The organism is Enterococcus lemanii, from assembly GCF_016909125.1.
In the GTDB taxonomy this organism is placed as follows: Bacteria; Bacillota; Bacilli; order Lactobacillales; family Enterococcaceae; genus Enterococcus_I; species Enterococcus_I lemanii.
Window position 1 is genome coordinate 15,190 of sequence record NZ_JAFBFD010000018.1, and the last position, 24,585, is coordinate 39,774.

General features: G+C 38.0%; 18 protein-coding genes. 6 read left to right on the forward strand and 12 right to left on the reverse strand.

The genetic code is table 11. The features are described 5' to 3' along the window. Positions 1-12 precede the first annotated feature (12 nt). From cls to JOD14_RS06510, 7 genes are all read right to left on the reverse strand, one after another. Entirely contained in the window at positions 13-1,539 is a 1,527-nt protein-coding gene (gene cls / locus JOD14_RS06480) for a cardiolipin synthase (protein ID WP_204654027.1), read from the reverse strand. After that, the gene (locus JOD14_RS06485; RefSeq protein ID WP_204654028.1) at positions 1,529-2,629 is read right to left on the reverse strand and encodes an AI-2E family transporter; all 1,101 of its coding nucleotides are present in this window, start codon (positions 2,627-2,629) and stop codon (positions 1,529-1,531) included. Before JOD14_RS06485 ends, cls begins: the two co-directional genes overlap by 11 nt. A gap of 83 nt (positions 2,630-2,712) precedes the next feature. After that, entirely contained in the window at positions 2,713-3,240 is a 528-nt protein-coding gene (locus JOD14_RS06490; protein ID WP_204654029.1) for an HdeD family acid-resistance protein, read from the reverse strand. Further along, on the reverse strand, positions 3,233-3,787 hold the full coding sequence (locus tag JOD14_RS06495) for a DUF308 domain-containing protein (protein ID WP_204654030.1): 555 nt from the start codon (positions 3,785-3,787) through the stop codon (positions 3,233-3,235). Before JOD14_RS06495 ends, JOD14_RS06490 begins: the two co-directional genes overlap by 8 nt. A gap of 12 nt (positions 3,788-3,799) precedes the next feature. After that, positions 3,800-5,038 carry a hypothetical protein gene (locus JOD14_RS06500; RefSeq protein WP_239576119.1) on the reverse strand — a complete coding sequence of 413 codons (1,239 nt, stop codon included), beginning with the start codon at positions 5,036-5,038 and terminating at the stop codon, positions 3,800-3,802. A 38-nt stretch (positions 5,039-5,076) separates the two neighbouring features. Then, positions 5,077-5,916 (reverse strand): YitT family protein, encoded by an 840-nt coding sequence (locus tag JOD14_RS06505; protein WP_204654031.1) that lies wholly within the window; start codon positions 5,914-5,916, stop codon positions 5,077-5,079. Continuing rightward, positions 5,909-7,042: a M20/M25/M40 family metallo-hydrolase gene (locus tag JOD14_RS06510; RefSeq protein WP_204654032.1), complete on the reverse strand. Its 1,134-nt coding sequence runs from the start codon at positions 7,040-7,042 to the stop codon at positions 5,909-5,911. The genes JOD14_RS06505 and JOD14_RS06510 overlap by 8 nt, the downstream gene beginning before the upstream one ends. Before the next feature lie 267 nt (positions 7,043-7,309). Here JOD14_RS06510 and JOD14_RS06515 point away from each other — a divergent pair, with 267 nt between their 5' ends. Then, a complete protein-coding gene (locus JOD14_RS06515) occupies positions 7,310-8,833 on the forward strand; it encodes a helix-turn-helix domain-containing protein (protein WP_204654033.1) in 1,524 nt (507 codons plus the stop codon). Positions 8,834-8,991: 158 nt separating this feature from the next. Here JOD14_RS06515 and JOD14_RS06520 read toward each other — a convergent pair whose 3' ends face one another. Next, complete coding sequence (locus tag JOD14_RS06520; RefSeq protein ID WP_204654034.1) at positions 8,992-9,534, reverse strand: DUF2179 domain-containing protein; 543 nt, start codon at positions 9,532-9,534, stop codon at positions 8,992-8,994. 159 nt (positions 9,535-9,693) lie between these two features. Here JOD14_RS06520 and JOD14_RS06525 point away from each other — a divergent pair, with 159 nt between their 5' ends. From JOD14_RS06525 to JOD14_RS06535, 3 genes are all read left to right on the forward strand, one after another. Continuing rightward, on the forward strand, positions 9,694-10,587 hold the full coding sequence (locus tag JOD14_RS06525; RefSeq protein ID WP_204654035.1) for an ABC transporter ATP-binding protein: 894 nt from the start codon (positions 9,694-9,696) through the stop codon (positions 10,585-10,587). Continuing rightward, the gene (locus JOD14_RS06530) at positions 10,574-11,389 is read left to right on the forward strand and encodes an ABC transporter permease subunit (protein ID WP_204654036.1); all 816 of its coding nucleotides are present in this window, start codon (positions 10,574-10,576) and stop codon (positions 11,387-11,389) included. The genes JOD14_RS06525 and JOD14_RS06530 overlap by 14 nt, the downstream gene beginning before the upstream one ends. A 131-nt stretch (positions 11,390-11,520) precedes the next feature. Continuing rightward, a complete protein-coding gene (locus JOD14_RS06535; RefSeq protein WP_204654037.1) occupies positions 11,521-13,758 on the forward strand; it encodes a helix-turn-helix domain-containing protein in 2,238 nt (745 codons plus the stop codon). 169 nt (positions 13,759-13,927) lie between these two features. On the opposite strand, the gene JOD14_RS06540 is transcribed toward JOD14_RS06535, so the two are convergent. The 4 genes from JOD14_RS06540 to JOD14_RS06555 all read right to left on the reverse strand — a co-directional run bounded on the left by JOD14_RS06540 (position 13,928) and on the right by JOD14_RS06555 (position 22,311). After that, positions 13,928-16,141 (reverse strand): glycoside hydrolase family 3 N-terminal domain-containing protein, encoded by a 2,214-nt coding sequence (locus JOD14_RS06540; protein WP_239576120.1) that lies wholly within the window; start codon positions 16,139-16,141, stop codon positions 13,928-13,930. Between the two features lie 15 nt (positions 16,142-16,156). After that, entirely contained in the window at positions 16,157-19,192 is a 3,036-nt protein-coding gene (locus JOD14_RS06545; protein ID WP_204654038.1) for an alpha-mannosidase, read from the reverse strand. A 103-nt stretch (positions 19,193-19,295) separates the two neighbouring features. Beyond that, positions 19,296-20,951 (reverse strand): type 2 periplasmic-binding domain-containing protein, encoded by a 1,656-nt coding sequence (locus tag JOD14_RS06550; RefSeq protein ID WP_204654039.1) that lies wholly within the window; start codon positions 20,949-20,951, stop codon positions 19,296-19,298. Positions 20,952-20,970: 19 nt separating this feature from the next. Further along, positions 20,971-22,311, reverse strand: a complete 1,341-nt coding sequence (locus JOD14_RS06555) for an alpha-L-fucosidase (protein ID WP_204654040.1) — start codon at positions 22,309-22,311, stop codon at positions 20,971-20,973. A 311-nt stretch (positions 22,312-22,622) separates the two neighbouring features. Between JOD14_RS06555 and JOD14_RS06560 the strand changes: the two genes are divergently transcribed. Beyond that, positions 22,623-23,804 (forward strand): ATP-grasp domain-containing protein, encoded by a 1,182-nt coding sequence (locus JOD14_RS06560; RefSeq protein ID WP_204654041.1) that lies wholly within the window; start codon positions 22,623-22,625, stop codon positions 23,802-23,804. 11 nt (positions 23,805-23,815) lie between these two features. Beyond that, entirely contained in the window at positions 23,816-24,568 is a 753-nt protein-coding gene (locus tag JOD14_RS06565) for an esterase family protein (RefSeq protein ID WP_204654042.1), read from the forward strand. Positions 24,569-24,585: the final 17 nt, after the last annotated feature.

Sequence of the window (24,585 nt, forward strand, 5' to 3'; positions counted from 1 at the left end):
TCGTTAAAAAACTTAAAGCAAGGGAGCAAAAAATTCACTCAAACGCTCTTTGATTCGTTGATGAATGGGGCGACGACTTCTCTCAAGCATTGTTACTGGCTGAGAACGGGTTAAATCCACTCTAAACTGTTCAATTACTTCATTTACCGCATTAGAAGGTCCATAAATAAAAGCCGAAATTTCATGATTTAAATAAAAACTGCGCACATCAAAGTTTGTGGAACCAATCGTGGCAATCGTATCATCAATAATCATGTATTTACAGTGTAAAAAGGCCGTCGTATCATAAAAATAAACTTTGACGCCAGCACTTAGCAAACGATTAATAAATGACGTATTGCCATAATAAGAAATTCCACGATCACCTTTTCCTGGCATGATGATTTGAACCTCAATTCCGCTACGGGCCGCACGTCGAATGGCTGAGAGGGCTTCGTTATCTGGAACAAAATAGGGACTGGCAATTTTAATTGACCGCGTGGCCTTACCAATGACATCCATAAAAGCGTCTCGAATCACCGTTTCCTCATCATACGGACCACCAAAAACGACTTGACAAGTTTCGTTCATTTCCTGTTCGAGATTTTCTAAAGGGAAGTAATGGTTCATTTGAGTAACAAAGGGGGTTAGCGCTTCCTCATTATTTTCAAAATAAATCCAGTCATGGATGAATGTCCCTTGAACTTCAAGTGCTGCTGGGCCAACAATTCGTAAGTTTGTATCACGCCAGTAATCAAATTTATCCGTTAATGAGCGATACTCATTTCCTAGGTTCATTCCACCAAGATGAGCCACTTTCCCATCGACAACAATCATCTTCCGGTGGTTACGCCAGTTCATCCGCGTACTTAGCAGTGGGGTATTGACTAAATCAAAGGGGCGAACTTCCACACCACTCGTTTTTAAATCATCAATGAACTCATAGGGCAGCTTAATCGAACCCACGCTGTCATACATCAAACGAACTTTAATCCCCGTTTGTGCTTTTTCTTTCAGTAAAGCAGCGAGTTCACTGCCCGTCTCATCGGCTTTATAAATAAAGTAAAACAGATGGATGTGATGCTCCGCCTGACGAATATCGGTCAAGATATTTTGATAGGCAACTTCCCCATCGGCGTAAGAGACTAAAGCATTGCCCTTTAAGGCTTCGTTCCCTGATAAATAAAATAATTCTTTTGATAAAGGATTTTTTTCATCCACCCAGTTGGGATGTTGCTTAAAAATCTCCAATAAATAACGATGTAACTGGCGGATGTTTTCTTTTTGAATTTTTGAAAAGCGTCTAGTTTTCGGATTACGACCGATTAAAAAGAAAAGTAAAATACCGATAAATGGAAAAATTAAAATAGCAAATAACCAAGCAAATTTTGACGTGGCGTTACGGTCATCAAAGAAAATCAAATAGCCACTCATTAAAATGGAGACCACTTCAACAAGTATCGTCAAAACTAAGAAACTATCAAAAATGAAATAAATAATGAGGCTGATTATCCCAAAAACTAAGGTAATCACTAGCATCTGTTGCAGTTTATTTTTCATTGTTTTCTTCAAGTTCCTTTCGTTTACTTTTAATTTGTCTGAATTTTATCCCATAGACAATGGCCACCTTTAAAGCAGCAACGACTGGTAGAATAATAATCATTCCTAAAATGCCAAAAGCTTGGCCCGTAATCAGCATGACAATAATGACAAATAACGGGTGCATCTTCAATTCTTTACTCATTACATAAGGAGAAACTACATAAGATTCACCTAATTGAACAATAATAATTCCAATGATAATAATAAAAGCATTGACGTCGTTAGTGACTAATCCGGCAATCACGGCTGGAATCGCCCCGATCCATGGCCCAAAATAAGGAACAATATCCATGACTCCTGCCACAACCGCAAACAGCAGCGCCCCTTTTAACCCCGCAAGTCCAAAAGTTAACCATGCACCTAAAAAAACATAGAAACAAACAACGGCTTTTCCGCTAATATAATCCGATAGTGTTTTCTCTAATGCTACAAAGAAATCCAAGCCCCACTTTTGGTACTCTTTCGGTAATTTTTCATGAATTTTTTTTGCTTTATTCGTATTTTTTAGCATATAAATAACCATAATTGGCATAATACTCACCACTAAAAAAGAACTCGAAACAAAGCTAAATACCAAATTTGTGCCGCTACGTAAACCAACAAAAATGACATCAAAGAAATCAGTAAATGAACGATTAAATAGTGCCAAATACTCCTCCATGCTTTCACGATTTAGCAAGTCCGTTTGGATGAGCCAGCGATCAACTTCTTGAATTAGTTGTGGTAAGCTTTTCATGAGTGCATCAATTTGGAGTAGCAATAATGGAATAAACTCCCGAACTAAAAATACAATGACAACTAAGAAGAACAGCAAAGACAAAACTAAACTCAATACTTCATTCTTTAAATACTTAATGAGCTGTAAGTATAAGGGTCTCAGTAAGTAATAGATAAAAAATGAAATAATCGTTGGGATAAGTAAGGTACTAACCGTAATTGAAAAAACTTTAGCCAAAACTTCGATGTTTTTCACTTTTGACCATAAATATAAAAAACTAATTGCTAAAATAATCAAATAAAAAGCTTTTGACTTTTTTAAATCATTCATCTCATTCACCTCGATTTTTTAAATCAAACAAACACAAATTCCTTTAACTTGTTATTTTCACCAAGTTAAAGGAATATAAAATTTTATTCAGCGGCTGATCCGCCAACATTTGATCCTTGAATCATTAAAACGATACCAAAGGCTAAAGAAGAAAAGCCAACAAGTTTAGGTAGCGCTAAAGTCGCAATAATCGGATTAAATAATAATAAAATAGCGAATGCAAAGGCAATCAAATCAAAGACTAAAACGAGTACTTTACCAAATCCCTTGGCTTTACTAAAACGAGCCGTTAAGAATAAATTCCCAATACTTTCAATCATAAACCACACCGCAAACATAATTCCTAAGAAGAAGGCTCCCCGAATGAAATTACTTAAAAGCATGATCCCAATTATTACATCAAAGAGCCCTAAAACAATTCGCAATCCTTTTGACTCCTGTGAACTCATTGATCCAAAGCCAAAAATAGTTGAAATCCCACGGACAACTGCTAAGCCGCCAAAGAAAAAAACTAAAAATCCCAAAGTAGATACGGGACGATTTAAAGCAGCCACCCCTAAAGCGGCAAACCCAATCCCTAATAAGATATCAAAAAAGCGACGATTATTCATTATTTGTTCCTCCATCATTTTGTTTCAAATATTTTCCTTTGTATAAATCAATGCCATTAATAACGATTAATGCCAGTCCAATAAAAACCGGCTGTGCCGCTAAAAAGTGAAATGGACTTGCCACTAAAATAATGCCTAATAAGATATTTAAAACCATTAAAAGGAGTGAAACTTTACTATACAAGTTTTTTTTATCGGTTGTTTGCCAGTAGTCTTTCAAATCAAGCATCCCATTAAAAATTAAAAATAAGGCAAATAGCATAATACTTAGTGCGCTTGCACTGGCTAAATTTAGATATAAGAACACACCAATTACAATTTGTATACCGCCTAAAAGTGCAAACCCGGTATAGCCCGCCGTTTTCTTTTGATTTAAGAAAAAGCGGAAAATATTATAGGCTCCTAGCACGATACATAAGATTACAACTGCTAGAAGTAGCAGTTGTAATCCCAAATTAGGAAAGAGAATCAAATAAATCCCAAAGCCTAGCAAAAATAATTGGCGAATCCATGTTTCACTTTCTAGTACTTGGCTAATGATTCGCATTGTTATCTCCTCCTAACCGACTAAGAACCCAACCATAATGCCACCTACAATCACCGAGGTAATCGTAATTGTAGAAAAACCGGCAGTGACCATAATCGGGAGAATATTTTGTTCAATCACGGCAATTTCTTCTTCTGTTTCACCAACGGCAGCAGCGGCTTCTTTCGTTAAGACCATCGTTCCTGGGAAACCAAATAAGGCCGTTAACCCAACCGCAATGGATAAGGCTGCGGAATAACCCACTTGGCGCCCAATGACATAAGCAATTCCCATAATGCTTAAAACACCCGCGACTAAGTAGAACAGAATCGGCCAAATCAAGGCAACTAAATCAGCTAAGTTAATATCGGCCAATGGTCCAAAAGCAATGACCATAATTGAGATCATTAACAAACCAAAAGAGTCGGTTGTTGAAAGCGCACTGGGTTTGACAATTTTAAAATGACGCAAGACAATCCCTAAAAGCAAAGCAATCACAAAAGTATTTACATAACCATTGGTTAAGCCACTTAACCAACGCGCAAAAAGTTCGGTTAAACCAAGTAGAAACAAGACGGCATACGGCGTTTGTAAATAGCTAGGTAAAATCACTTCACTTTCTGTTTTCGTATTTTCTTTCACTTCTTCTTCATACAATTTTAAATTTCCAGCACGGTATTCCCCGCGAACACGTAATGCTTCTTTCTTTAAAATCCCAGCCGTTACTAAGAAACCAATAAAGTTTTTAAAATTCAAGATTAATAGAGGGAAAACAGCTAACAAAGCGGCTGATAACATCCCTAAATTCCCTCCTGCGGCGTCGATTGCTGCCGCTTTTCCTTGCACCATTAAAATAGAGAGCGTGCCGCCAGTAATCGCTGAAGCTCCAGCAATGGCCACGTTACGGTCAAATAATAAGGCACCCGCAAAGTAAAGTACCAACGAAACAACCACGACCGTTACCGAACCAATCACAAACGTGCGCCACTGCGCTTTTAAATCGTCAATACTCATCATCGTTCCTAAGTGAACGATGATTAATCCGATTACGGCTTGTCCGAGTCCGAGTAATCCTGATTGTTGAATCATATCATGGGGAATTAAATCGGCAGAAAAGCCGATTAGAAAAATCATTGAAGCAACTAACATCATTGAAACTAAAGCTTTCGTTTTGGCTGAAATAAACTCACCAATTGTCCAAACGAGCATGACCAAAGTAAAGGCTAAAATCGGTAACATCGGTTGGGCTATATCAATATATTCTGGTTCCATTGTATTCTCCTCCTAGTAACTCTTATTTTTTTTAAAGCTCACTGAATGGGGTGATAAGAAAATCCCAAACCATGTACTTCAGATACTTCATAAGTAATCACAAAACATTTTGGATCAATTGCTTCAATGATATCGCGTACTTTCGGATATTCTTGGTTATTTACAACGGTTAAAATCATATCACGGTCTTTTTTGTCTCGTCCTCCACGGACATCAAACAGCGTCAGCCCACGGTTTACCTCTTCTAGCAGTTTTGCTCGAATTTCTTCTGAATGTTCTAAACTTAAAATCATCACAGCTCGGCGGCGTTTTAAACCCGTTTCGATATACGTCATGACTAAAGAAGTAATGCCAATTGATAAAATGGCAAACAAAAATTCTTCAAACCCAAAAACATAAAGACTCATAAATACAATGATCATGTCAGTGAGTAACAAACCAAGCGAGGTATTCATCTTATAATATTTTTCAAAAATGAGTGGCGGGATGGTCGTTCCACCACTTGACGCTTGAATCCGGTATAAAATCGCAACCCCTATAGCAAATATAATACTGCCCATAATCACCGATAATAGCCGATCTTGCGTTAACATGACTGGTGGAATGACTCTGAGGGCAAGCGGGAATAAAATACTGCCGAGTAAGGTTCGCAAAAAGACTTGTTTCCCTAAAAAAATGGCCGCTAAAATAAGCATCACCACATTTAAGCCCATGACAACCCACGCTCGGTTAATTCCTAGTAGCGATTCAACTAAAATTCCGATACCACTCACGCCCCCTGCGGCGATATGATGTGGTCCAAGGAACATATTGACGCTCGTTGCTAAAATAAGAATGGCCAAGACCATCAGTAAGAGTTGTTTGATTTGTTTATTCATCGCCAGAATCAGCTTTCGCAGGGGCTTGTTGTAATAGCTCAATCACGAGATTTACCGCTTTTTCCATTTCATCAATCACAACGAGTTCTTCCGTTGTATGAATTTTGTCGTAACCAATTGAAAAGTTCACACAGGTTTTTCCACCAGTGTTAAAAATGTTGGCGTCGCTGCCTCCACCACTAATTTCACGAATGACTTCATAACCTAATTTTTCCGCTGATTGAATAAATAATTGCATCACAGGTTCTTCATCGCCAATATGGAATCCAGTTGCCATTTTTTTCACATTAATTGCAACTTGCCCGCCAAATTTTTCCGCCGCTTCTTCAAAAGCACCTTGCATTTGCGCAACTAATTGGTCCGCTCTTTTAGGATCAATGGCACGCACTTCCCCTTTAACAAGCATCTTGTCCATCACAATATTCGTTGCTTCTCCACCTTGAATGACCCCAATATTTGTTGTCGTTTTCTCATCTAAGCGACCAATCGGAATGCTTTTTAGAGCTTCTGCTAAAATAGAGACGCAAGAAACGCCTTTTTCTGGTTCTAATCCAGCGTGAGCCGCTTTGCCGGTAATGGTCACATCGTACATAAACAAAGTAGGACTTGCAATGGTTACTCGCCCAACCTCAAAAGCACTATCTAGTACATAGCCATAATCTGCTTCAATTAAATGCATGTCTAGCGCCGAGGCTCCAAGTAAACCAATTTCTTCACCCGGAGACAAAACAATTTCAATATTTCCAGTGGCAATGTTTTCTTCTTGAATTCGCTGCATCGCTTCAATTAAAATGGCAATCCCGGCTTTATCATCCGCCCCTAAAATCGTGTCCCCTTTTGAATACAAAACGCCTTCTTTTTCAACGACCTCAATCCCAACTCCAGGTGTCACCGTATCCGTATGACATGAAAAAAATAGCGGTTCTTGGTTGGTCTTGCCATAATAGGTTGCAATGATATTATTGCCACCTAGCCCGGTTGCCTCTTTGCTATTGTCTTCTGTTACTTCCAACCCCATTGTTGAAAATAACTCGTGCAAATACGCATGAATCGCTCCTTCATTGCGCGAAACTGAATCAATTTGCACGAGCTTTGTAAATGTTTCAACTAGCCTAGTCTTTGACATTCCTATCCCTCCGTTTCATCTATGTGACACTTTAATTATAGCGAATTATTTTTCAGAAACATAGCGATAACCTTTACATATAAGTTCGGTATTGGCTAAAAAAAAAAATAAAAAAAACCCTGAAAAATAAATACTTATAAAAAACGGACTCTCTTTATTTTTTATTTTTGTAAAACTTCTCATTTTACTTGAATCGCCTGTCTTTTTGTGGCTTAATCAAGGTTAGAAATTTACTAATCATTGATTTGGTAAGGTGGAGAATAAATAGTGGAGTATTTTTTGGATAATTTCCAACTCAGAAAGTTACAATTATTAAACGTATTGGATAGCGAAGACCGCTTTTTTTCAATTACTGAACTCGCTGAACGGATGGGCGTTTCTAACCCCACCGTCGATAAAACGATTGAAGCCGCGAAAAACGATTGCCTAAAGCATCGTATATCAATCGTCTTTGAACGATGTGAAACACCCGTTCGTAGTATTTCGACACAGCGACATTTTGAAAAAGATTCCCAAGTTCTTTCGTTGCGGAAAGTATATATAATGGATAGCCTCAATTACCAGCTCTTATTTGATTTTTTTTCTGAGCACTTTTTGGACGTCAAAACTTTTGCCAAAGAACGATTTGCTAGTCATTCTTTAATTTACAACAAATTAAACCAGCTCAAAAATATGTTGGCCCAGTTTAACTTGACCCTTGATCTTGGACAGGGTTTTAACCTCGTTGGAAATGAACGCCAGATTCGTTTTTTATTTGTCAGTCTTTTTTGGAATACTTACAATGATTTTGATTGGCCACTAGGTAGTAACAAAGAACAATTTGATGGGCTTTTGCAGGAAATCGACTCTTTACTTCAAATCCCGCTTTCCCCCATCCAAAGAGAGTACTATCGACTTTGGCTAGGCGTTTGTCTTACGCGGATTGAAAAAGATTACCTGCCTTCACCAAACATTATTCCTGAACTCAATTTGATTATTCATCAACACCATTTAGTTTCTAATTTAAAAAAACAATTTAAACAATTGTTACCCAAACAATTAGATGAAGAAGTATTCAATCAAGAATTTAGTTTCTTATTATTAACCATCTATAGCTTTGATATTCGCGATTGTTATCAAAGACAAATCACAAGCCCTCACTTAGCAATTATCTATCAATTAACAAATGGGCAGTTAGAATATCAGACCCAAATTTTTTTACAAAGACTTTTCAGCTCACTAACAACAGCTATGACCGCACAAGATTTTGACCATTTTTATTTAAATCTACTGAATATGCAAATCAGATATTCTTTTTTTTCAGGAAGTCCGGGAAACTTTCATCTAAAAGAAACAGTGGCTTTTAACCCCATCCAAAAGTTCTTCTACGACTACGTAAAAAATAACTTTAAAGCGACTCAGTCGGTCGTACTTTTTAATGAGCCACTCGTTGAAAATTCGTTATTTTTAGAAGATATGGCGCGTTTTTTATATAGCAATTTACAAAAAAAAGGCTATCTGCCTAAAATAAATTTCTTACTTCTTTGGCCTGATAAAAATAATCAATTGGCTCAAGACATTGCCAAACAATTGCCTTTATATCAAATTTGCTGCCACCATGATTTATCTCAATGCCAAGAATTTGACTTAGTGATTGGGTTTGATTTTTACCAAGAGATGGCTAACGTCACTTATAAAAATATGCTTTACATTAACCGCGTTTATGGAAAAAAAGATTTAGTGATTATTCAACAGGCCGCCGAAGAGATTTATCTAAAAAAATTAAAAACTTGCTTCACTACTGACTTGTAATTAAAAACGAATCAAGATTACGAAATAAACTCCTCACACCTACTAAAAAAAACTGGGACTCCAAAAAAGTTAGATTTTTAGTCTAATTTTTTTTGGAGTCTCAGTTTTTTTATACACAAATATTTTTGGTCTACCTTTTTATAGGTCTTTTATGCCCCTTATTTTCTTAGCCTTTTTTGCACTTTTTTGCTCCAGAAACCACCTGAAATATACTTCGGCTCATAAGTAATAATAAAAGCCCGGGGTTCTACTTCTTGAATGATTTGATACAAATTGCGTTCATTTTTACGTAAGGCTAAAATCTCTAAAATAACACGCGGGCCAGCTAAGCCCTCCCCCATACTTTGAGTCACGCCATAGCCATTTTCTCTTAACACATTTGGCAACGTTCGTTCTTCTTGGGAATTACTTGGTAAGATAACGGTAGTCATAATGTACCCCAATGCTAAATAATCCTCAATTTTAATTCCCATTAAAATGCCGACCCCAAAACCTAAGGCATAGACAAATAAATTGAATAAGTTATCCAAACGATCTAAAACAAGTGATAAGCCCAATACGTAAATCGTGATTTCAACCATACTAAGTAACGGCGCCAACAAGCGATACCCTTTCATCATCAGCATCAAACGAATGGTACTCACCGTTACGTAGGTAAAATTAATTAAAAAAATCATGCCCAACATCTTCACATCGATCATTTTCATTCCTCCTCATCATCCGCTGCCCTTTTAGTATACGCGAAAAAAAGAAAAAGCGCTTTGGTTGCCTATCGATGTTTTGACTTTTACGTTCTTTTCAAAGTAAAATGAAGGCAAAGAAATCATTACTTTCAAAGAAGTGAAAAAGAGGGGGAAAAAATGCCAGCAATCAAAATTGAGTCTTTTTCCAAAAAATACCGAGAAACCCTTGCCGTAAGCGAACTCTCTTTGACGGTTGAAGAAGGAGAAATTTATGGATTTATCGGACCAAACGGATCCGGGAAATCGACGACCATTAAAGCACTCCTTGATTTTATTAAACCGACACAAGGAAAGCTGAGTATTTTTGGTTATGATAGCCAAAAACAAGCCAAAGAAATTCGAACCGTGACCGGTTATGTTTCCTCTGAGGTGCGTTTTTATCCAAATTTTTCTGCCATGGAGCTCCTACAAGCCGTCGCGAATTTTCACCAAATCCAGCAAGCTAGCCCAAAAATTCAGTATTTACTTGAGCTATTTGAAATGCACCCCCAAAAAAAAGTGGCAGAATTGTCTTTAGGCAATCGCAAAAAAATCGCTTTAGCTTGTAGTTTATTACCTGAACCACGATTATTAATCTTAGATGAGCCAACTAGCGGACTTGACCCTTTAATGCAGCGGCGCTTATTTAGTGAAATCAAAACCCGTAATCAACAAGGGATTACGGTTTTTTTATCCAGCCATCAACTCAATGAAATTCAAGAAAATGCGCATCGTGCTGCGTTTATTCGGCAAGGAAAACTCATCACTGTACAATCAATGGCTGAAGAAAGTGCTTTGGGAAAACTAGTTACTTTCACTGCACCAACGATTCAAAAAAAGGATTTCCCTGCTTCATTTAAAGTAATCGCCCAACAACAAAACGAATGGCAGACGCTTTATACCGGTTCTAAAAATGAGTTACTGCAGTTTTTAAATCGACCGGAGATTGTGGACTTTCAAGTAAGCATCCCTAGTATTGAAGAGCAGTTTATGGCACTTTATGAAGGAGGGGTTTATGATGACACTTTTTAAAATCGAATGGCGCAATCAACAAAAAGCGTTGATAATTTGGCTGAGTACTTTTTTAAGTTTATTGCTGATTTTTTCAGCGATTTATCCCCAAATGTTTACCCCCGTTTTAAAGCAATCCATGGAACAAATGATGGCTAGTTTACCAGATAGTCTGCTAGGAACTTTTAACATTGCCTTAAGTGGACCGGCCAGCATGATGACCCCGGTTGGTTATTTTGCTTATTATTTTCAATACCTTTATCTAGCTGCTTGTATTTATGCGATGCTCCTTGGCACTCAAGGACTAATTCGAGAAGAAAGCGATGGGACCATTGATTTTTTATATGCCCAACCAATTGCACGTTGGCAAATTGTTCAGTGGAAATTACTTGTTTCTTTGCTTCAATTGGCTTTGTTTTGGGTAGTCAATGCCTTTGCGACCAGCCTATTTTTATGGTTTTTTAAAGAAAAAAGTGATGCAACTGCTGAAATTATCCGTGGTGTTCGTATCATCTATTGCGGTGAATTCTTTTCTTTGTTTTTCTTTTTATGTTTAGGCTTCTTTTTTTCAACTTTTTTAAAAAACGTCAAACAAAGCACCGGTGTGACTTTAAGTGTGATTTTTGGGTTTTATCTAATGGGAATCTTGGCCAATCTCTTTGATAAACTTCATTTTTTAGGTGAAATTTCGCCGATTTCCCAAGGAATTCCGGCGAACCTTTTAGTTAATGGGTTATCAAATCAATGGTGGATCCTCATTGTGAGCCTACTATTGCTTGGCTTAAGTTTTTTCTTTTATCAAAAGAAAGACTTTCGCAACTAGATAAGAAGTCTTTTTCTTTGTAGCATAAAGAAGAAGACTTTCTTTATTTTCTCCCACTTTGCTTTTTTCTGTTACTTTTTCTGCTATAATAGTAGCGAATAAAACGCTTGATTGCCTAAGGAGCTTTTTACATGAATTTTATGAAGAAATTAAATATTACACAGTATTCCATTTTTAGCTATATCTTTTTCTTTGCTTTGATTTTCATTCCGATGTCCCTTGTCTGGTACGCCACTTCAAAACAAAGTGTCATGAAGCAAGTCGAATTATCGACTAAAAATGTTTTGTTACAATCCAAAGCTTCCTTTGAAAGCGATTTAACGCAACTCGATTTACTGGCACAACAATTGCCTTACGATTCAGCGATTTCTCTTTCGAAATTAGCCGATCCTTACGAAACCATTGCTAGTCGCTCAGCCTTATTAAAATACCGGCTAAACAATGCTTTTATTGAACAAATTTATCTTTTTTACCCAGACGACCAAACAAAGCTTTATTCGCCAAATGGCAGTACCGAAATTAAGGATTTACTAGCCCTTCGCAAAATGACCATCAGTAAAGATGAACTCATTACTTTTTTAAATCAAACAGCCCCTGTTTTTTCAAGCATTGATCAACAACAGGCAGAGGGGCAAACGTTCTTTTATAGCGTGCCGACCACCGATAGTTTTGGTTCTCACCAAGCAACGATGCTTTTTATCATCAAAAAAGCCGCGATGGATAATTTGTTTGCTCCTTTATCAGAAATTGAGCATCAATACTTTTATTTAATTGATGCCAACCAACAAATCCTGTCCTTTAGTCGACAAGCGTCTACCTTGGAGTCTTCTTTGGCCAATAAATTTGAAAACAAAAGCACTTTACCGGCAAAAATCAAACAAGGGAACGAAACCTTTACCGTTCAATCGATTGTTAACAATAGCTTACAGTTAAGATACCTTGCAATTGTAAATACGAAAGTTGCTTTAGCCAAAATTTCACAAGTCTATAAATTATCTATTTATCTTATTTTAGCCGTGTTAATTATTGGACTTGTGGTGAGTTTATTTTTAGCACGACAAAGTTTAAGACCTTATAAAAAGATTGAGTCCTTATTGTTAAAACATGACAAAGACAGCCCCAACAACCAGTCGCTTTCTTTTGAAGACCTGCATTCAAAAGTATCAAATTTCCTATCTGAAAATAATCACTTAAAAGATGAAATTATACAGCAAAAACCCTATATTAAAGAAAGCCTTTTGCATCAACTCTTAACTGGACAATTAAATGATTTAAGCAAAACTCAGTCGCTTTTTCAAGCAAGTTTTAACGAGTCCTCAAAGACGGCTTACTTTTCAGTCGTTATTTCTTTAGAAGAAATTAGTGACACACCGACAAGTATAAGCGATCACGTGATTAAACAAATTTTACAACAACTCAACCAAATCAAACAAACGGATTTTGAATGGATTGGAACAAAATGTATCGGCGAAAATGCTTTGACCTTACTTGTTGCAACCAATCACACACGCCCTCAAATCGAAATACTGGATGAGCTCGTGGAAGCTTTAGTCGAACTTTGCGGAGTCGCTTTACCAATCGGTGTTGGCACAACAACTTCGAATCTCTTAGCCGTCAAACACTCGTTTATTGAAGCTTTAGCCGCGTTAAGTTATCGCTATAAAAATGCCACGCAAATGATTTATTACTATACAGATATGCCAAGTGGCCAAACCGGTGGTGCCTACGCCTTTAGCTTTCCTGAAGATAAACAATTAAAATTAATGCAAAGCTTAACGAAAGGAAACGAAACCGTCGCCCTTGAAACACTCGAAGAACTCATTCAATATGGAATCACTCATTGCGAGACCTTCCAGTTGTTTCGAATGTATAGTTATTTTTTAATGAATACCTATGCCAACTTCAGTGCCCTTTTACCTGAAGATCAACTGCTACAAGAACTAGAAGTCCTGGTTGATGTGAATAACTATCAAACTTTGGAACTGCATTTACAAACACTGACGCAAATGATTTGTAGCCAGGTTGAAGAACAAGTGCAAACAGAAGAAAGCGATTTAAAAGTAGCCTTGTTTAGCTATATTGAAGCGCACTATAATTCAGATTTTCTGACCTTGGAATCCTTATCGGAAACCTTCGCTCTTTCTTCCACCACAATTAATAAAATCATGAAAGAAGAGACCGATACGACCTTTGCAAAATACTTAGCGAATATTCGGATGGAAAAAATTAAGCAAGCCTTAATTGAAACCGATGAGCCGATTAAAGAAATTATCCAAAGTAATGGCTATTACGACGTTTCTAATTTCACTCGTAAATTCCGACAAGTCGTTGGTGTTACGCCTGGGCAATTTCGGACGATTCATCGCTAAATTCAAAAAAAGAAACGGTATCGTCAGTCTATTAACAGTCAAATATCCCAACGATTTGAAAGAGGCGTTCATGGCCGCTCTACTCGAACTAGCCCTTCTTACTTTCAATCGTTGGGATATTTTTTATCTTGTTTTTATCTAGCGGACAACCCTTTTTTTCTAAAAAAGATTAGGCTTGATTAGACAGTTGTACGTGTTGTTGCTGAATCTCAACCGACAAATCAAAGGTCGTAATTGCTGTCGGTTGCATATTTAAATCAAACGTTTGTAATGCCTGTGCGTCAATTGGAATAGCAAAGGAAACTTTTTCGCCCTGTTTAACGAAGCGTTTTTCAAAACCACAAAGTTTTTTCACACGTGGCAAAACAAGGGTCGAATAATTCTTCATGTAAATTTGAACCACTTCGGCGCCATCACAATCGCCGGTATTCAGCAATTGACCTGAAACAATCCAACCTTGCGCCGTTTTTTGCAACTGAACGGCTTCTAAAGCAAACTTCGTATAACTTAGACCGGCACCAAATGAAAATGTTGGCTGCCCACTTAAGTCTAAATAATCTTCTTTAAAAGCCGCTGCTCGATAATTATAATAAACCGGTAGTTGCCCATTTTCATCTGGCAATGAAATCGCCAATTTACCGCTCGGACTGCTTTTACCAAATAATAAATTCGCAAGTGCTTGGCCGCCATGTTGTCCAGGGTAAGCGGCTAATAATAAAGCATCGACATAAGGTAAACAGGCGCTTAACAAGTGAGGACGGCCGCTAATGACGACGGCTACAATTGACTTGCCAGTCTGGTGTAGGGCTTTTAATAGAGCCATTTGGGCTTTTGGAATGGCCAAATCGGCTAAATCAATGTTTTCACCGCTAGTCATTTCATTGGAACCCGCCAAAGCCGCGCCATTGGCATCAAACTCCGTTGAAAAATCACGCGCACTGGAACCACCGAGGGTAACAATCACAACATCACTTTGTTCAGCTAAGGCGCAAGCTTCTGCCATCCCATTTTCTAAGGGTGCTGAAATGAACGAACCATATGCACTCGCGTAACTCATCGCACTTTCCTTACACGCCATTTCGATTCCTTGTGCCAGCGTAATACAATCATCTAGCTTTTTAAACGGCGTATAATCTCCTAATTGGTGATAGATATTGTCAATATGTGGACCAACTAGTGCGACGCGTTGACTTGTTTTCGCTGTAAGTGGTAAGATTCCGTCATTTTTCAAAAGAACCATTGATTCTTCGGCCATTTGAATATTTAAAGCGGCTTTTTTTTGCGCGCGCGTTGCATGGACAGGCGTGCTTTCTTCGGCCATAAACAGTCCCATTTTTTCTTTTAATGCGAGTACGCGATAAACGGCTTGATCTAAAACTTTTTCATCTAATTGACCACTTAAAACGGCTTCTTCTAGACTAGGATACACATTGTCCCATAAGCTAATGTCGACGCCACTTTGTAAAGCGAGTGTGGCCGCCCTTGTTTTTCCAGTTCTTTCAGCCACGCGATCAAGGGCACAGCCATCCGCCATCACGGCGCCTTTAAAGCCCATTTCTGTCCGTAAAATATCCGTCAGCAGTTTTTCATTAATATGGCAGGGCACGCCATCAATATCGTTATAAGCCGCCATACACATGACTGCGCCGACATCAATCCCCGCTTGCATCATCGGCAAATGTAATTCTCTTAACTCGCGTTCTCCAATAGGAACAGGACCTGCGTTGTGTCCTCCCATGGCAGCGCCTTGTGCCGCAAAATGTTTTAAGGTAGCAAGGACTTTTTGTGGCGCAAGGATTTTTTCCGATTTTTCGCCTTGCAAGCCAATGACAGCTGCTTTGGTAAAAGCACTAGCTAAATAGGGGTCTTCGCTAAAACACTCTTCTGTGCGGCCCCAGCGTGGATCACGACACAAATCAAGCGTTGAAATTAAGCCAACATGGGCGCCTTTTTCGCGTAATTCTTCGGCAACAATGCCTTGCAAGTCTTGATATAAGGCTGGGTTCCAACTTGCGCCAACTGCATAATTGGTTGGTGTTGTGATTGAATCTAAACCTTGGTGGCCATGGGGGCATTCTTCCGTTAACAAAACAGGAATTTTCAAACGCGTATGTTCTTTTACATACGCTTGAATCATTTCACTAACTTGTTTGGCTTCGACTTGATTTAAGCCGGTTTCTAAATTTTTTTCAGACCATGGATCCGAGCGAAACACCCCATAAATGACCCCTAAGCTATCCCAACGTTTGACTTCTTCTTTAAAGTAATCCGTTAATTGAATGCCATTTGCCGTTTTTTCATACGTTTGCCAGCCGTATAAACGTTGGTTTAGTTGGCCGACTTTTTCTTTTAAAGTCATTTGCTGGATAAGTGTGTCTAACAATGTTTTGCCTCCTCATTAAGCAAAAATAATTTTTACCGTTTGGATTTCATAAGGTTTAAATTTCAATTTCACGCTATTTCCTTCGACTAGTAAGTCTTCTTCCACTTCTTCTAATAAGTTACATAAGTAGGCAGCTTTGATTGGGCGCGTACTGCATAGTTTCGTGTCTGTTTGGATATTCATAAATTCGTTTAGTCGCACAATCACACTTGCTTCGTCTTCTGCTTTCTTCACCGTATCCAGTAAAATATTTGAAGCACTTATTTGGAAGAGTCCTTGGGGGTGTTCTTCTTTTAATTGACCTTCTAATAAAAGAAGCGGCACATTTAAATCAAACGCTTGAGCCATTGTCTTGCCTTGTTGCCAAGAAGATTCATGGGCATAAAGCGAATAAGTAAATTCATGTTGGCCAATATCGGCTTGTGGGTAAGGATCAATGGCTGACTTAATTAAACTAATCCCAATTTTTTGGAAATCTGCACTAAACCCGTATTTACTATCCGATAAAATGCTGACACCATAATTGCCTTCTGATAAATCAACCCATTTTTGACCGCAACTTTCAAAGCGTGCCCAGTCCCAAGTAGTATTTTTATGAATGGCTCGACGGACGTTCCCAAACTGGATATCGTAAGTCGCTTCAAGGGTATTTACATCAATTGGCATTTGTGCTTTGAGTAAAACTTGATGCAAATGCCAATCAACTTTTGTTTCAAAATCAATGCGCTTGGTACCATGATAAAAATGAATCATTTGGTCAATCGTTGAATTTTCAAACCTACGACGGATGTTTAAGGTATCACGAATCGGTCCTTGTTCAACCCATTCAACTGAATCGACTTGATTAACCAACCAATATTTTTCTTGGTAATAGACATCAATATCCCAAGCATCATAATCCATCGGGACGTCTTCATAGGCAATCAATTGGTTTAAGACTTGGCCGCTTGGAATGATTTCTCGCTGCGCTTGTTTATCAAATAACGAAATGATTTCGTATTGGTCATTTAAAACGACACAAAAATCAGGCGTTTCAAAAGCTTTGTCGACTTGTTTTTTCAGACTTACTGGCATTGCTTTTTCAGTCACTTGAACAGTAACGGTGTCTAAAGCACCCACTTCTGGTAAAGCCACTAATAATTTTTGATCATGGGTCACTTGGCTCGTTAAGACTTGCCCTGCTAGCGTTGTGACTGCCCCAATCAGTGGGATTTTCGCTACACTTTGACGAGCAAAGCCCAGGGAATTATAGAGCGTATAATAGTCAGTTGCTGGTTCCAATGGTAGTTGCAACAATAGCGTTTGACACTCGGCTAAAATCGCTTCGTATTCAAGCGTTGTTTGTTCATAGACCTCTTCAATCGAACTACCCGGTAAAATATCATGAAACTGATTGAGTAATAACACTTTCCACATTCGTTCAAGAGCTGCTTGCGGATATTGATCAAAAGCGTACTGCGTGTAAAGTTTTTCAAGTGTTTGTAATAAAAATTCGATTTGACGATTGTATTTTTTGTTTTTACCAATCGACGTTAACGTGCCTCGGTGATATTCAAAGTAAAGTTCACCAAACCAAGTCGGTAATTGGGCTTGTTTCTCACTTAAACGCTCAAAGAAACTTAAAGCGTGGTCACCTGTAATCGTTGGCATGTCTGGCAGTGGCTTCATTAAACGCTTTTGATATTCCAACATTTCGCGCGTTGGTCCACCACCGCCATCGCCATAACCATAAGCCAGTAAAATTTCGTCATTGACTTGTTTTTGTTGGTAACGCTCAAAACTACCTTTAACGGTATAAGGGTCCAGTAATCCATTATAAGTACTGTAATAAGGAGTTGGATTATAGTGTTCACTCACCGTTGTAATGAAATGCGTTAATACTTTTGAACCATCAATTCCTTGCCAATAAAATGAATCATAAGGGATTTGATTAAATTGGTTCCAAGAAAGCTTGGTTGTCATAAAATAAGGCGTTTTTGATTTCTTTAAAATTTGAGGCAAAGCTGCTGAGTAACCAAATACATCTGGTAACCATAAAATTTGACTTTCAATGCCAAATTCTTCTTTAAAGAAACGTTTGCCGTATAGAATTTGACGAACAAGCGATTCACCTGAAGTTAAGTTACAATCGGCTTCCACCCACATTGCACCCTCTGCTTGCCAGCGACCACTTTGAATGCGTTTTTTTATCTCGGCATAAATTTGTGGATACGTCTCTTTCATAAATTGATACATTTGTGGCTGACTATGTAAAAAAGTGTAATCTGGGTATTCATCCATCAATTTAAAGACTGTTTGAAAACTGCGCTCACCTTTATCAATTCCTTGTTGAACGGTCCATAACCAAGCCAAATCAATATGTGTATGCCCAACCGCAGTGACTTTGGGCTGATTCGGACACACATTTTCATTCATCGTTGCCAAAATGGCTTGCGCTTTTTCTAGTCCTACATAATAATTTCCAGAATAAACTTGACGAAAATCAAGACAATTAACAGCTTCAACAAGCTTTTCTTGATAAAAAGTCGCATTGCCTCCATACTTTTGGATACCACGCCAAGCATCAAAAATCGTTGCTAAATCATAATAACAATCATAAGTCGCTTGATCATACGCAACCAAGTGAAAGTGTAACGGAAACTTTTTTTCTTCGCGGCCAGAAAAAATTTTGACTTCAAATTGAATTTCTCCTGCCTCTTTCCATTTTTCAGGTAAAACAACTTCTCGATGATTGGCATCTAGTGCTTGTAAATATTCACCATTTAAATAAAGTTGCATTTGTGGATTCGTACTATTATCGGATTGACTTAAATCACTAAATCCTTCAAAAGCAACGGGTAAATCATGCCAAGCAGCTGGTATTTGAAACCGACCTTTGATTTCATAGTGTGTATTTTTTTTACCAAAATAATCGCCCGCAGTATAGTCTTGCCAAGTGCCTTCTTGCTTCAATTGAAGAGGACTTAGATTTTGACGTTCTTTGACTTTATAACGTCCTAGTTTATAAAAGAGTTTCCGAATTCGTTCAAATTCAAATTGTTTATGGGTCATTTGTCGTTGCTCCTTATTGGTTTATTGTTAAAAAGGGAATAGACCTAAGACAAAAGCCAAACGGTTTTTGCCTCAGGTCTGAAAGAGTGAACAAAGTTAAGAACTAGTTTTTCGCCCAACGATCATAAGCTGCTTGGTAAGTTGCTACGTAATCTTCCACACCCATTGATTCAATCGTTTTGACGTATTTATCCCATTCATCAAAAGAAGTCACGCCTGTAATGAATTTTGCTTCCATTTCTTTGGCATAAGTACTTAAATCTGTCGCATTTGCACTGACTTTATCATTTTCTTCTTTTGTTAAATATAATAATGGGAATGGCACTTCTGCTGCTGGGTCCATTTTTTCTTGCGTTTCTTTCGCAACCCATTCGTTAAACGCCGTATCTGGTTCGTCATTGGCATCTTTACGAATTAAATATTCGCCTTCGTTGTCTACCACAATGTTTGGTGTCACTAAACCAAAAGCAGGCGTGATTTTACCACGGAAGCTTTCTGTATCATTTAAATCGACTTGATCCGTGTAAACCCGAACTTCTTCGCCTGCACTATTTTTCGCACTTTCCCATAAAACGCCTTCTGGACCTTGTTCTAAGTATTTAATTCCTTCAACAGAATAGAAGTAGTCTACCCAACGTAAAGAAGCTTCAACCGATGGATTTTGTTTTGTTATCGCAAAGGCTGCACGAGATAAACGTGGGCTACCCGCAATGACTGCTTCTTTCGAGTATTCAGAAGTTAATGGTTGGAATAACGGATCATTCATCGCCTCATGTTCGCTACGACCAGTTGTAAAGAAGCTATAGTAATCGTTAAATAATCCTAAACGATTGTCTTGTCCTTTTGCTTTCTTTTGGTCGCCAGACTGGCTGTAAACTTCTTTATCTAACAAACCTTCTTTATAAAGTTTATTCATGTATTGTAAAAAGCCTTTATAATTTTCTGAGATTGGCGTGTACGAAACGACCCCATCGTTTTCTTGAATCCCACGTGTTTTAATTCCAAAAGCACCCATTAACCATAAACGCGTCCCATCCATTTCAACGTCCGTTAATGGAATTTCATCATTTTTGCCGTTTCCGTTTGGATCTTCATCACGGAAGCGAACTAATAAATCATATAATTCATCCGTTGTTTTTGGTAATTCCGTAACGCCTAGTGCATCTAGCCATTCACCGTTATACCACATTGGTTGTTGGTACCAAATCGCTGTGGCATTTCGGGCAATCATTGGTAATGAATAAATATGCCCATCTGGTGTCGTAATCGATTTTAAAATAGCTGGATCTTCTTCAGCTAATTTTGTAAAGTTTGGCATAATTTCAGGTGTGATGTACTCTTCTAATGCAACGAGTGTGCCTTGTGCACCATAATCAATTTCCATTGCTGAAGTTAAAGCATTTGAACTTGCGCCATAAATAATATCTGATAAGTCATTGGCTGCAAAAGCTAAGTTTAATTTTGTTGAAAAGTCCGCATTTGGTGGCGTGTTGTAAGTTGTTGTAATGCCGGTTTTCTTCATATAGTCTTGTAGCGTCGGCATATCTTTCCACTCCGCTAAGCCCATTCCTGGTGCCATAATGCTTAATGTTAATTCTTCACCGTCTGCAATAATTGGAAATTGTGATTCCGTATTTAATTTAACTTTGGATTCACCTGAATCGCTCCCATTTGTTGTTGAGCCAGATGAACAAGCGCCCAATAACGTGCCAAATAATAAGATACCTAACCCGAATATTAATTTATTTCTCAATTTCATTTCTTTTCCTCCTTGTTTTTTAGTTATTTTTTATCACTTTTAAGCCAATTGAACCAATGGCGGGTTGGTGAATTTGACTAAAATCAAGCGTGCCGTCTTCTGATACTTTTAACACTTCCCCTGTCGCTAAATCAAAAACAGTATCCTCCGTTGTGGCTTCAATTTCTTGTAGTCTAAAAGGACCGGTTGAATCTTCTAAAATGCTGCGAAAGGCGTAATGTGTTTGACCATCTTTATGGAAAGTGAGTTTCCAGTGGTTGTCACGCTCTTTTGCTTGTGCTCTTGTGTGGTAGATTCCTTCTTCATATAAGTCAACCCAAGTCCCCATTTCACTTAAAATAGTCGTTTCTTCTTGTGTAAAGGTCCCTTGTGGTGTTGGTCCTACTCCTAAAATCAAGTTCCCACCTTTGCTAACTACATCAACAAACGTATCTAGCAATTCTTGACTAGATTTGAAGCGATCTGTTGGCACATATCCCCAGTCTTTTCCTATTGGAATGTTACTTTCCCAAACTTTGGTTGGAATTTCTGCTAAACTAGGAATTTTTCTTTCTGGTGTGACGTAGTTTTCGTGACGGCCACCCATCATGCGATCAACCATAATTAATTCCGGTTGTTTTTCACGAGCAATTTCTGCTAAGCGATCCATTTGCAAATCTTCTTTGCCTTGTCCACACCAACCACCATCTAACCAAAGCAAGTCAATTTCACCATACTGATGTGTAATTTCTCGAATTTGTTCATGAACAAACGCGACATATTTTTGCCAAATTTCAGGATGGGCTGCGGTATCATAACTCGCATTTCGACCTTTGATTGTGTCATCATCTAACCAATAATATGGTGAGTACCAATCGGCTTTTGAATAATAGGCGCCGATTCCCAAACCTTCCTCACGAAAAGCATCAAAAACTTCCGCTAAAATATCTCGTTTAAAAGGACTTAATTTCCCACCGACTTTATATTCGGTTGTCATTGTATTAAAGAGGTTAAAACCATCATGATGTTTCGTCGTAAAAATACAATATTTAAACCCAGCCGCTTTACAATCTTCTGCCCACTTTTTTGCATTTAGTTGGGTTGGATTAAATTTTGAAATTAAATTCCAATAATCTAATTGTAGTTGTTTGAAATCTTTACGAAACTCTCGTCCTTCTCTAGCCCATAAATCTTTCTCCGATAACTGCCAAGATTCGACAATGCCCGCTTCCGCATACAACCCATAATGGAAGATTACGCCTAATTTTAAATCTTGAAACCATTCTAATCGTTTTCTTAACATCTCTGTCTCTGGATAGATCATTGTGTCTTGCTCTTGATTTATTTTCGCTTCTTCAATGTCTCCACGAATCTCACTCATAAAATCCCCCCTTAGGTCTATGCATCCAATGTAAACGTATTCAACATTTTACGCAATGTGTATATATTTTCGAGTATGTTAAAATGAAAAACCTTATTAAATAAGGTTGTTAACGCCTTCTTTTTAGTTACTTAAAAACAAAAAAAGAAAGCGAATAATTCAAGTCCATACGATTTATTGATGTGTTATAAATGAAGTTTTCACACGCGCGTTTACTTTTACATAGATTAAAATTATATAAATGAAACATTAGAGTTTTATTCATAATTGTGCTATGATTAGCAAAACTTTAATGAACGAGGTGACGTCCCATGACAAATCAAAAAAATTTTATTTTAATTTCGCCCCACTTTCCTGATAATTTTGCGCCTTTTGCTCAACGCCTAAAAGAGCAAGGCTTTCGCACTTTAGGGATTGCAGATGCTCCTTATGAACAATTATCCCAGTCGTTAAAAGAAAATCTAGTCGAGTATTATCGTGTCGATCAAATGGAAGATTATCAGCAAGTCTATCGAGCGGTCGCTTATTTTGCTTACAAATATGGCAAAATTGATCGGATTGAATCACACAATGAGCACTGGTTAAGTCTCGACGCTCGCTTAAGAACGGATTTTAACATCCCTGGTTATCAGATTGAAGATTTGCCAAAAATCCAAACAAAATCAGGTATGAAAGAAATTTTTCGTTCACTTGGATTAACGGTCGCAAAAGGCCGTGTTTTTACCGACCAAGCTGATGCCCTAGCCTTAGCCAAAGAATTAAATTATCCAGTCATCATCAAACCGAATCGTGGCGTTGGTGCAAGCGATACGTACAAAATTCATTCTGAAGAAGAATTAAAAACTTTTTTCACGTATTACCAACCTGATGTGACTTATATTATGGAAGAGTTTATTTTAGGAGACATCGTGACTTTTGATGGTATCGCGGACCAAGATGGAAAAGTCGTTTTTTATTCGACATTAAACTATAGTGAAGCGGTTTTAGATACGTTAGAAAAAAATGATGACATGTTCTACTATATTCCAAGAGAAATTCCAGAAGATATTTATCAAATGGGGATGAACATTGTCAAAGCGTTTGAAGTAAAAGAGCGGTTCTTTCATCTTGAGTTTTTCCGTACTAAAAAAGAAGGTCGCTTAATTCCTTTAGAAGTAAATATGCGCCCGCCAGGTGGCTTGACGATTGATATGTTTAACTACGCGAACGACATTGATGTTTTCCAAGAATACGCGAATGTTGTTGCGCATAATCAGTTTTTAGCTGACGTGACCCGGCCTTACCACTGCGCGTATGTCTCACGTAAATACGGACAGCATCGTTACCAATATACAAATGCTGAATTAAAAGAAAAAATTGGAATGGGACTGATTAGCATTCAAACCATCCCAGGTATTTTTGCTCAAATTATGGGCGATGAAGGTTATTTAATTCGCACCCCATCCAAAACTCAACTATTTGAGTTTATTCAACTGATTCATCAACGCGCTTAGGAGGAAAAAATATGCATTTTGAAAGAAGAAGTCAATATAGTCATTTTTTACAACAAGAAGTCTACTTTAATGTTTATGGCCATGCCGGTAAACCAATTGTCGTTTTCCCATCATCTGGTGGTAGCCAAAACGAGTATGGTGATTTTGGTATGATCGAAGCTTGTCGGCCTTTTATCGAACAAGGGCTGGTTAAATTTTATACGCCTGATTCTTATGATCAAGCGTCTTGGTTTGCGACTTGGAAATCACCCGAAGCAATGGGGCAAGCGCATGACCGTTACGATCAATATATTATTCAAGAACTTGTCCCACTCATTCGCTATGAAAGTCAGTGGCATGGCGCACTAATAGCAACCGGTTGTAGTATGGGCGCTTACCATACAGTAAACTTTGCTTTACGTCATCCCGATGTTTTTGATACGAGTATTGCCTTAAGTGGTTCATACGATGCAAAATTTTTCACTGGTGATTACGGTAATAGCCCGAGTGTTTACTTCAATTCACCGATTGATTATTTGCCTAATTTACAAGATGCTTGGTTTATCGAGCACTATCGCCGAAACAACTTTATCATTTGTGTTGGACAAGGCGCATGGGAAGGCCCTCATATTGCGGATACGAAAAGACTCCAACAAATTTTTTCTAACAAAAACATTCCTGCTTGGTTTGACTATTGGGGGCATGATGTTGCCCACGACTGGGAGTGGTGGCGCGTTCAAATGCCTTACTACTTAGGCAAACTTGCTGAACAAGGAATCATTTAAACATAGAAATACCCAAA

Excerpts from the sequence above, each read along its gene's own strand:
- JOD14_RS06505 (WP_204654031.1), bottom strand. The coding sequence starts at position 5,916 with ATGAATAAACAAATCAAACAACTCTTACTGATGGTCTTGGCCATTCTT.
- JOD14_RS06545 (WP_204654038.1), bottom strand. The coding sequence starts at position 19,192 with ATGACCCATAAACAATTTGAATTTGAACGAATTCGGAAACTCTTTTAT.
- JOD14_RS06490 (WP_204654029.1), bottom strand. The coding sequence starts at position 3,240 with ATGAATAATCGTCGCTTTTTTGATATCTTATTAGGGATTGGGTTTGCC.
- JOD14_RS06530 (WP_204654036.1), top strand. The coding sequence starts at position 10,574 with ATGACACTTTTTAAAATCGAATGGCGCAATCAACAAAAAGCGTTGATA.
- JOD14_RS06550 (WP_204654039.1), bottom strand. The coding sequence starts at position 20,951 with ATGAAATTGAGAAATAAATTAATATTCGGGTTAGGTATCTTATTATTT.
- JOD14_RS06485 (WP_204654028.1), bottom strand. The coding sequence starts at position 2,629 with ATGAATGATTTAAAAAAGTCAAAAGCTTTTTATTTGATTATTTTAGCA.
- cls (WP_204654027.1), bottom strand. The coding sequence starts at position 1,539 with ATGAAAAATAAACTGCAACAGATGCTAGTGATTACCTTAGTTTTTGGG.
- JOD14_RS06495 (WP_204654030.1), bottom strand. The coding sequence starts at position 3,787 with ATGCGAATCATTAGCCAAGTACTAGAAAGTGAAACATGGATTCGCCAA.
- JOD14_RS06535 (WP_204654037.1), top strand. The coding sequence starts at position 11,521 with ATGAATTTTATGAAGAAATTAAATATTACACAGTATTCCATTTTTAGC.
- JOD14_RS06565 (WP_204654042.1), top strand. The coding sequence starts at position 23,816 with ATGCATTTTGAAAGAAGAAGTCAATATAGTCATTTTTTACAACAAGAA.
- JOD14_RS06525 (WP_204654035.1), top strand. The coding sequence starts at position 9,694 with ATGCCAGCAATCAAAATTGAGTCTTTTTCCAAAAAATACCGAGAAACC.
- JOD14_RS06555 (WP_204654040.1), bottom strand. The coding sequence starts at position 22,311 with ATGAGTGAGATTCGTGGAGACATTGAAGAAGCGAAAATAAATCAAGAG.
- JOD14_RS06520 (WP_204654034.1), bottom strand. The coding sequence starts at position 9,534 with ATGATCGATGTGAAGATGTTGGGCATGATTTTTTTAATTAATTTTACC.
- JOD14_RS06510 (WP_204654032.1), bottom strand. The coding sequence starts at position 7,042 with ATGTCAAAGACTAGGCTAGTTGAAACATTTACAAAGCTCGTGCAAATT.
- JOD14_RS06560 (WP_204654041.1), top strand. The coding sequence starts at position 22,623 with ATGACAAATCAAAAAAATTTTATTTTAATTTCGCCCCACTTTCCTGAT.
- JOD14_RS06500 (WP_239576119.1), bottom strand. The coding sequence starts at position 5,038 with ATGGAACCAGAATATATTGATATAGCCCAACCGATGTTACCGATTTTA.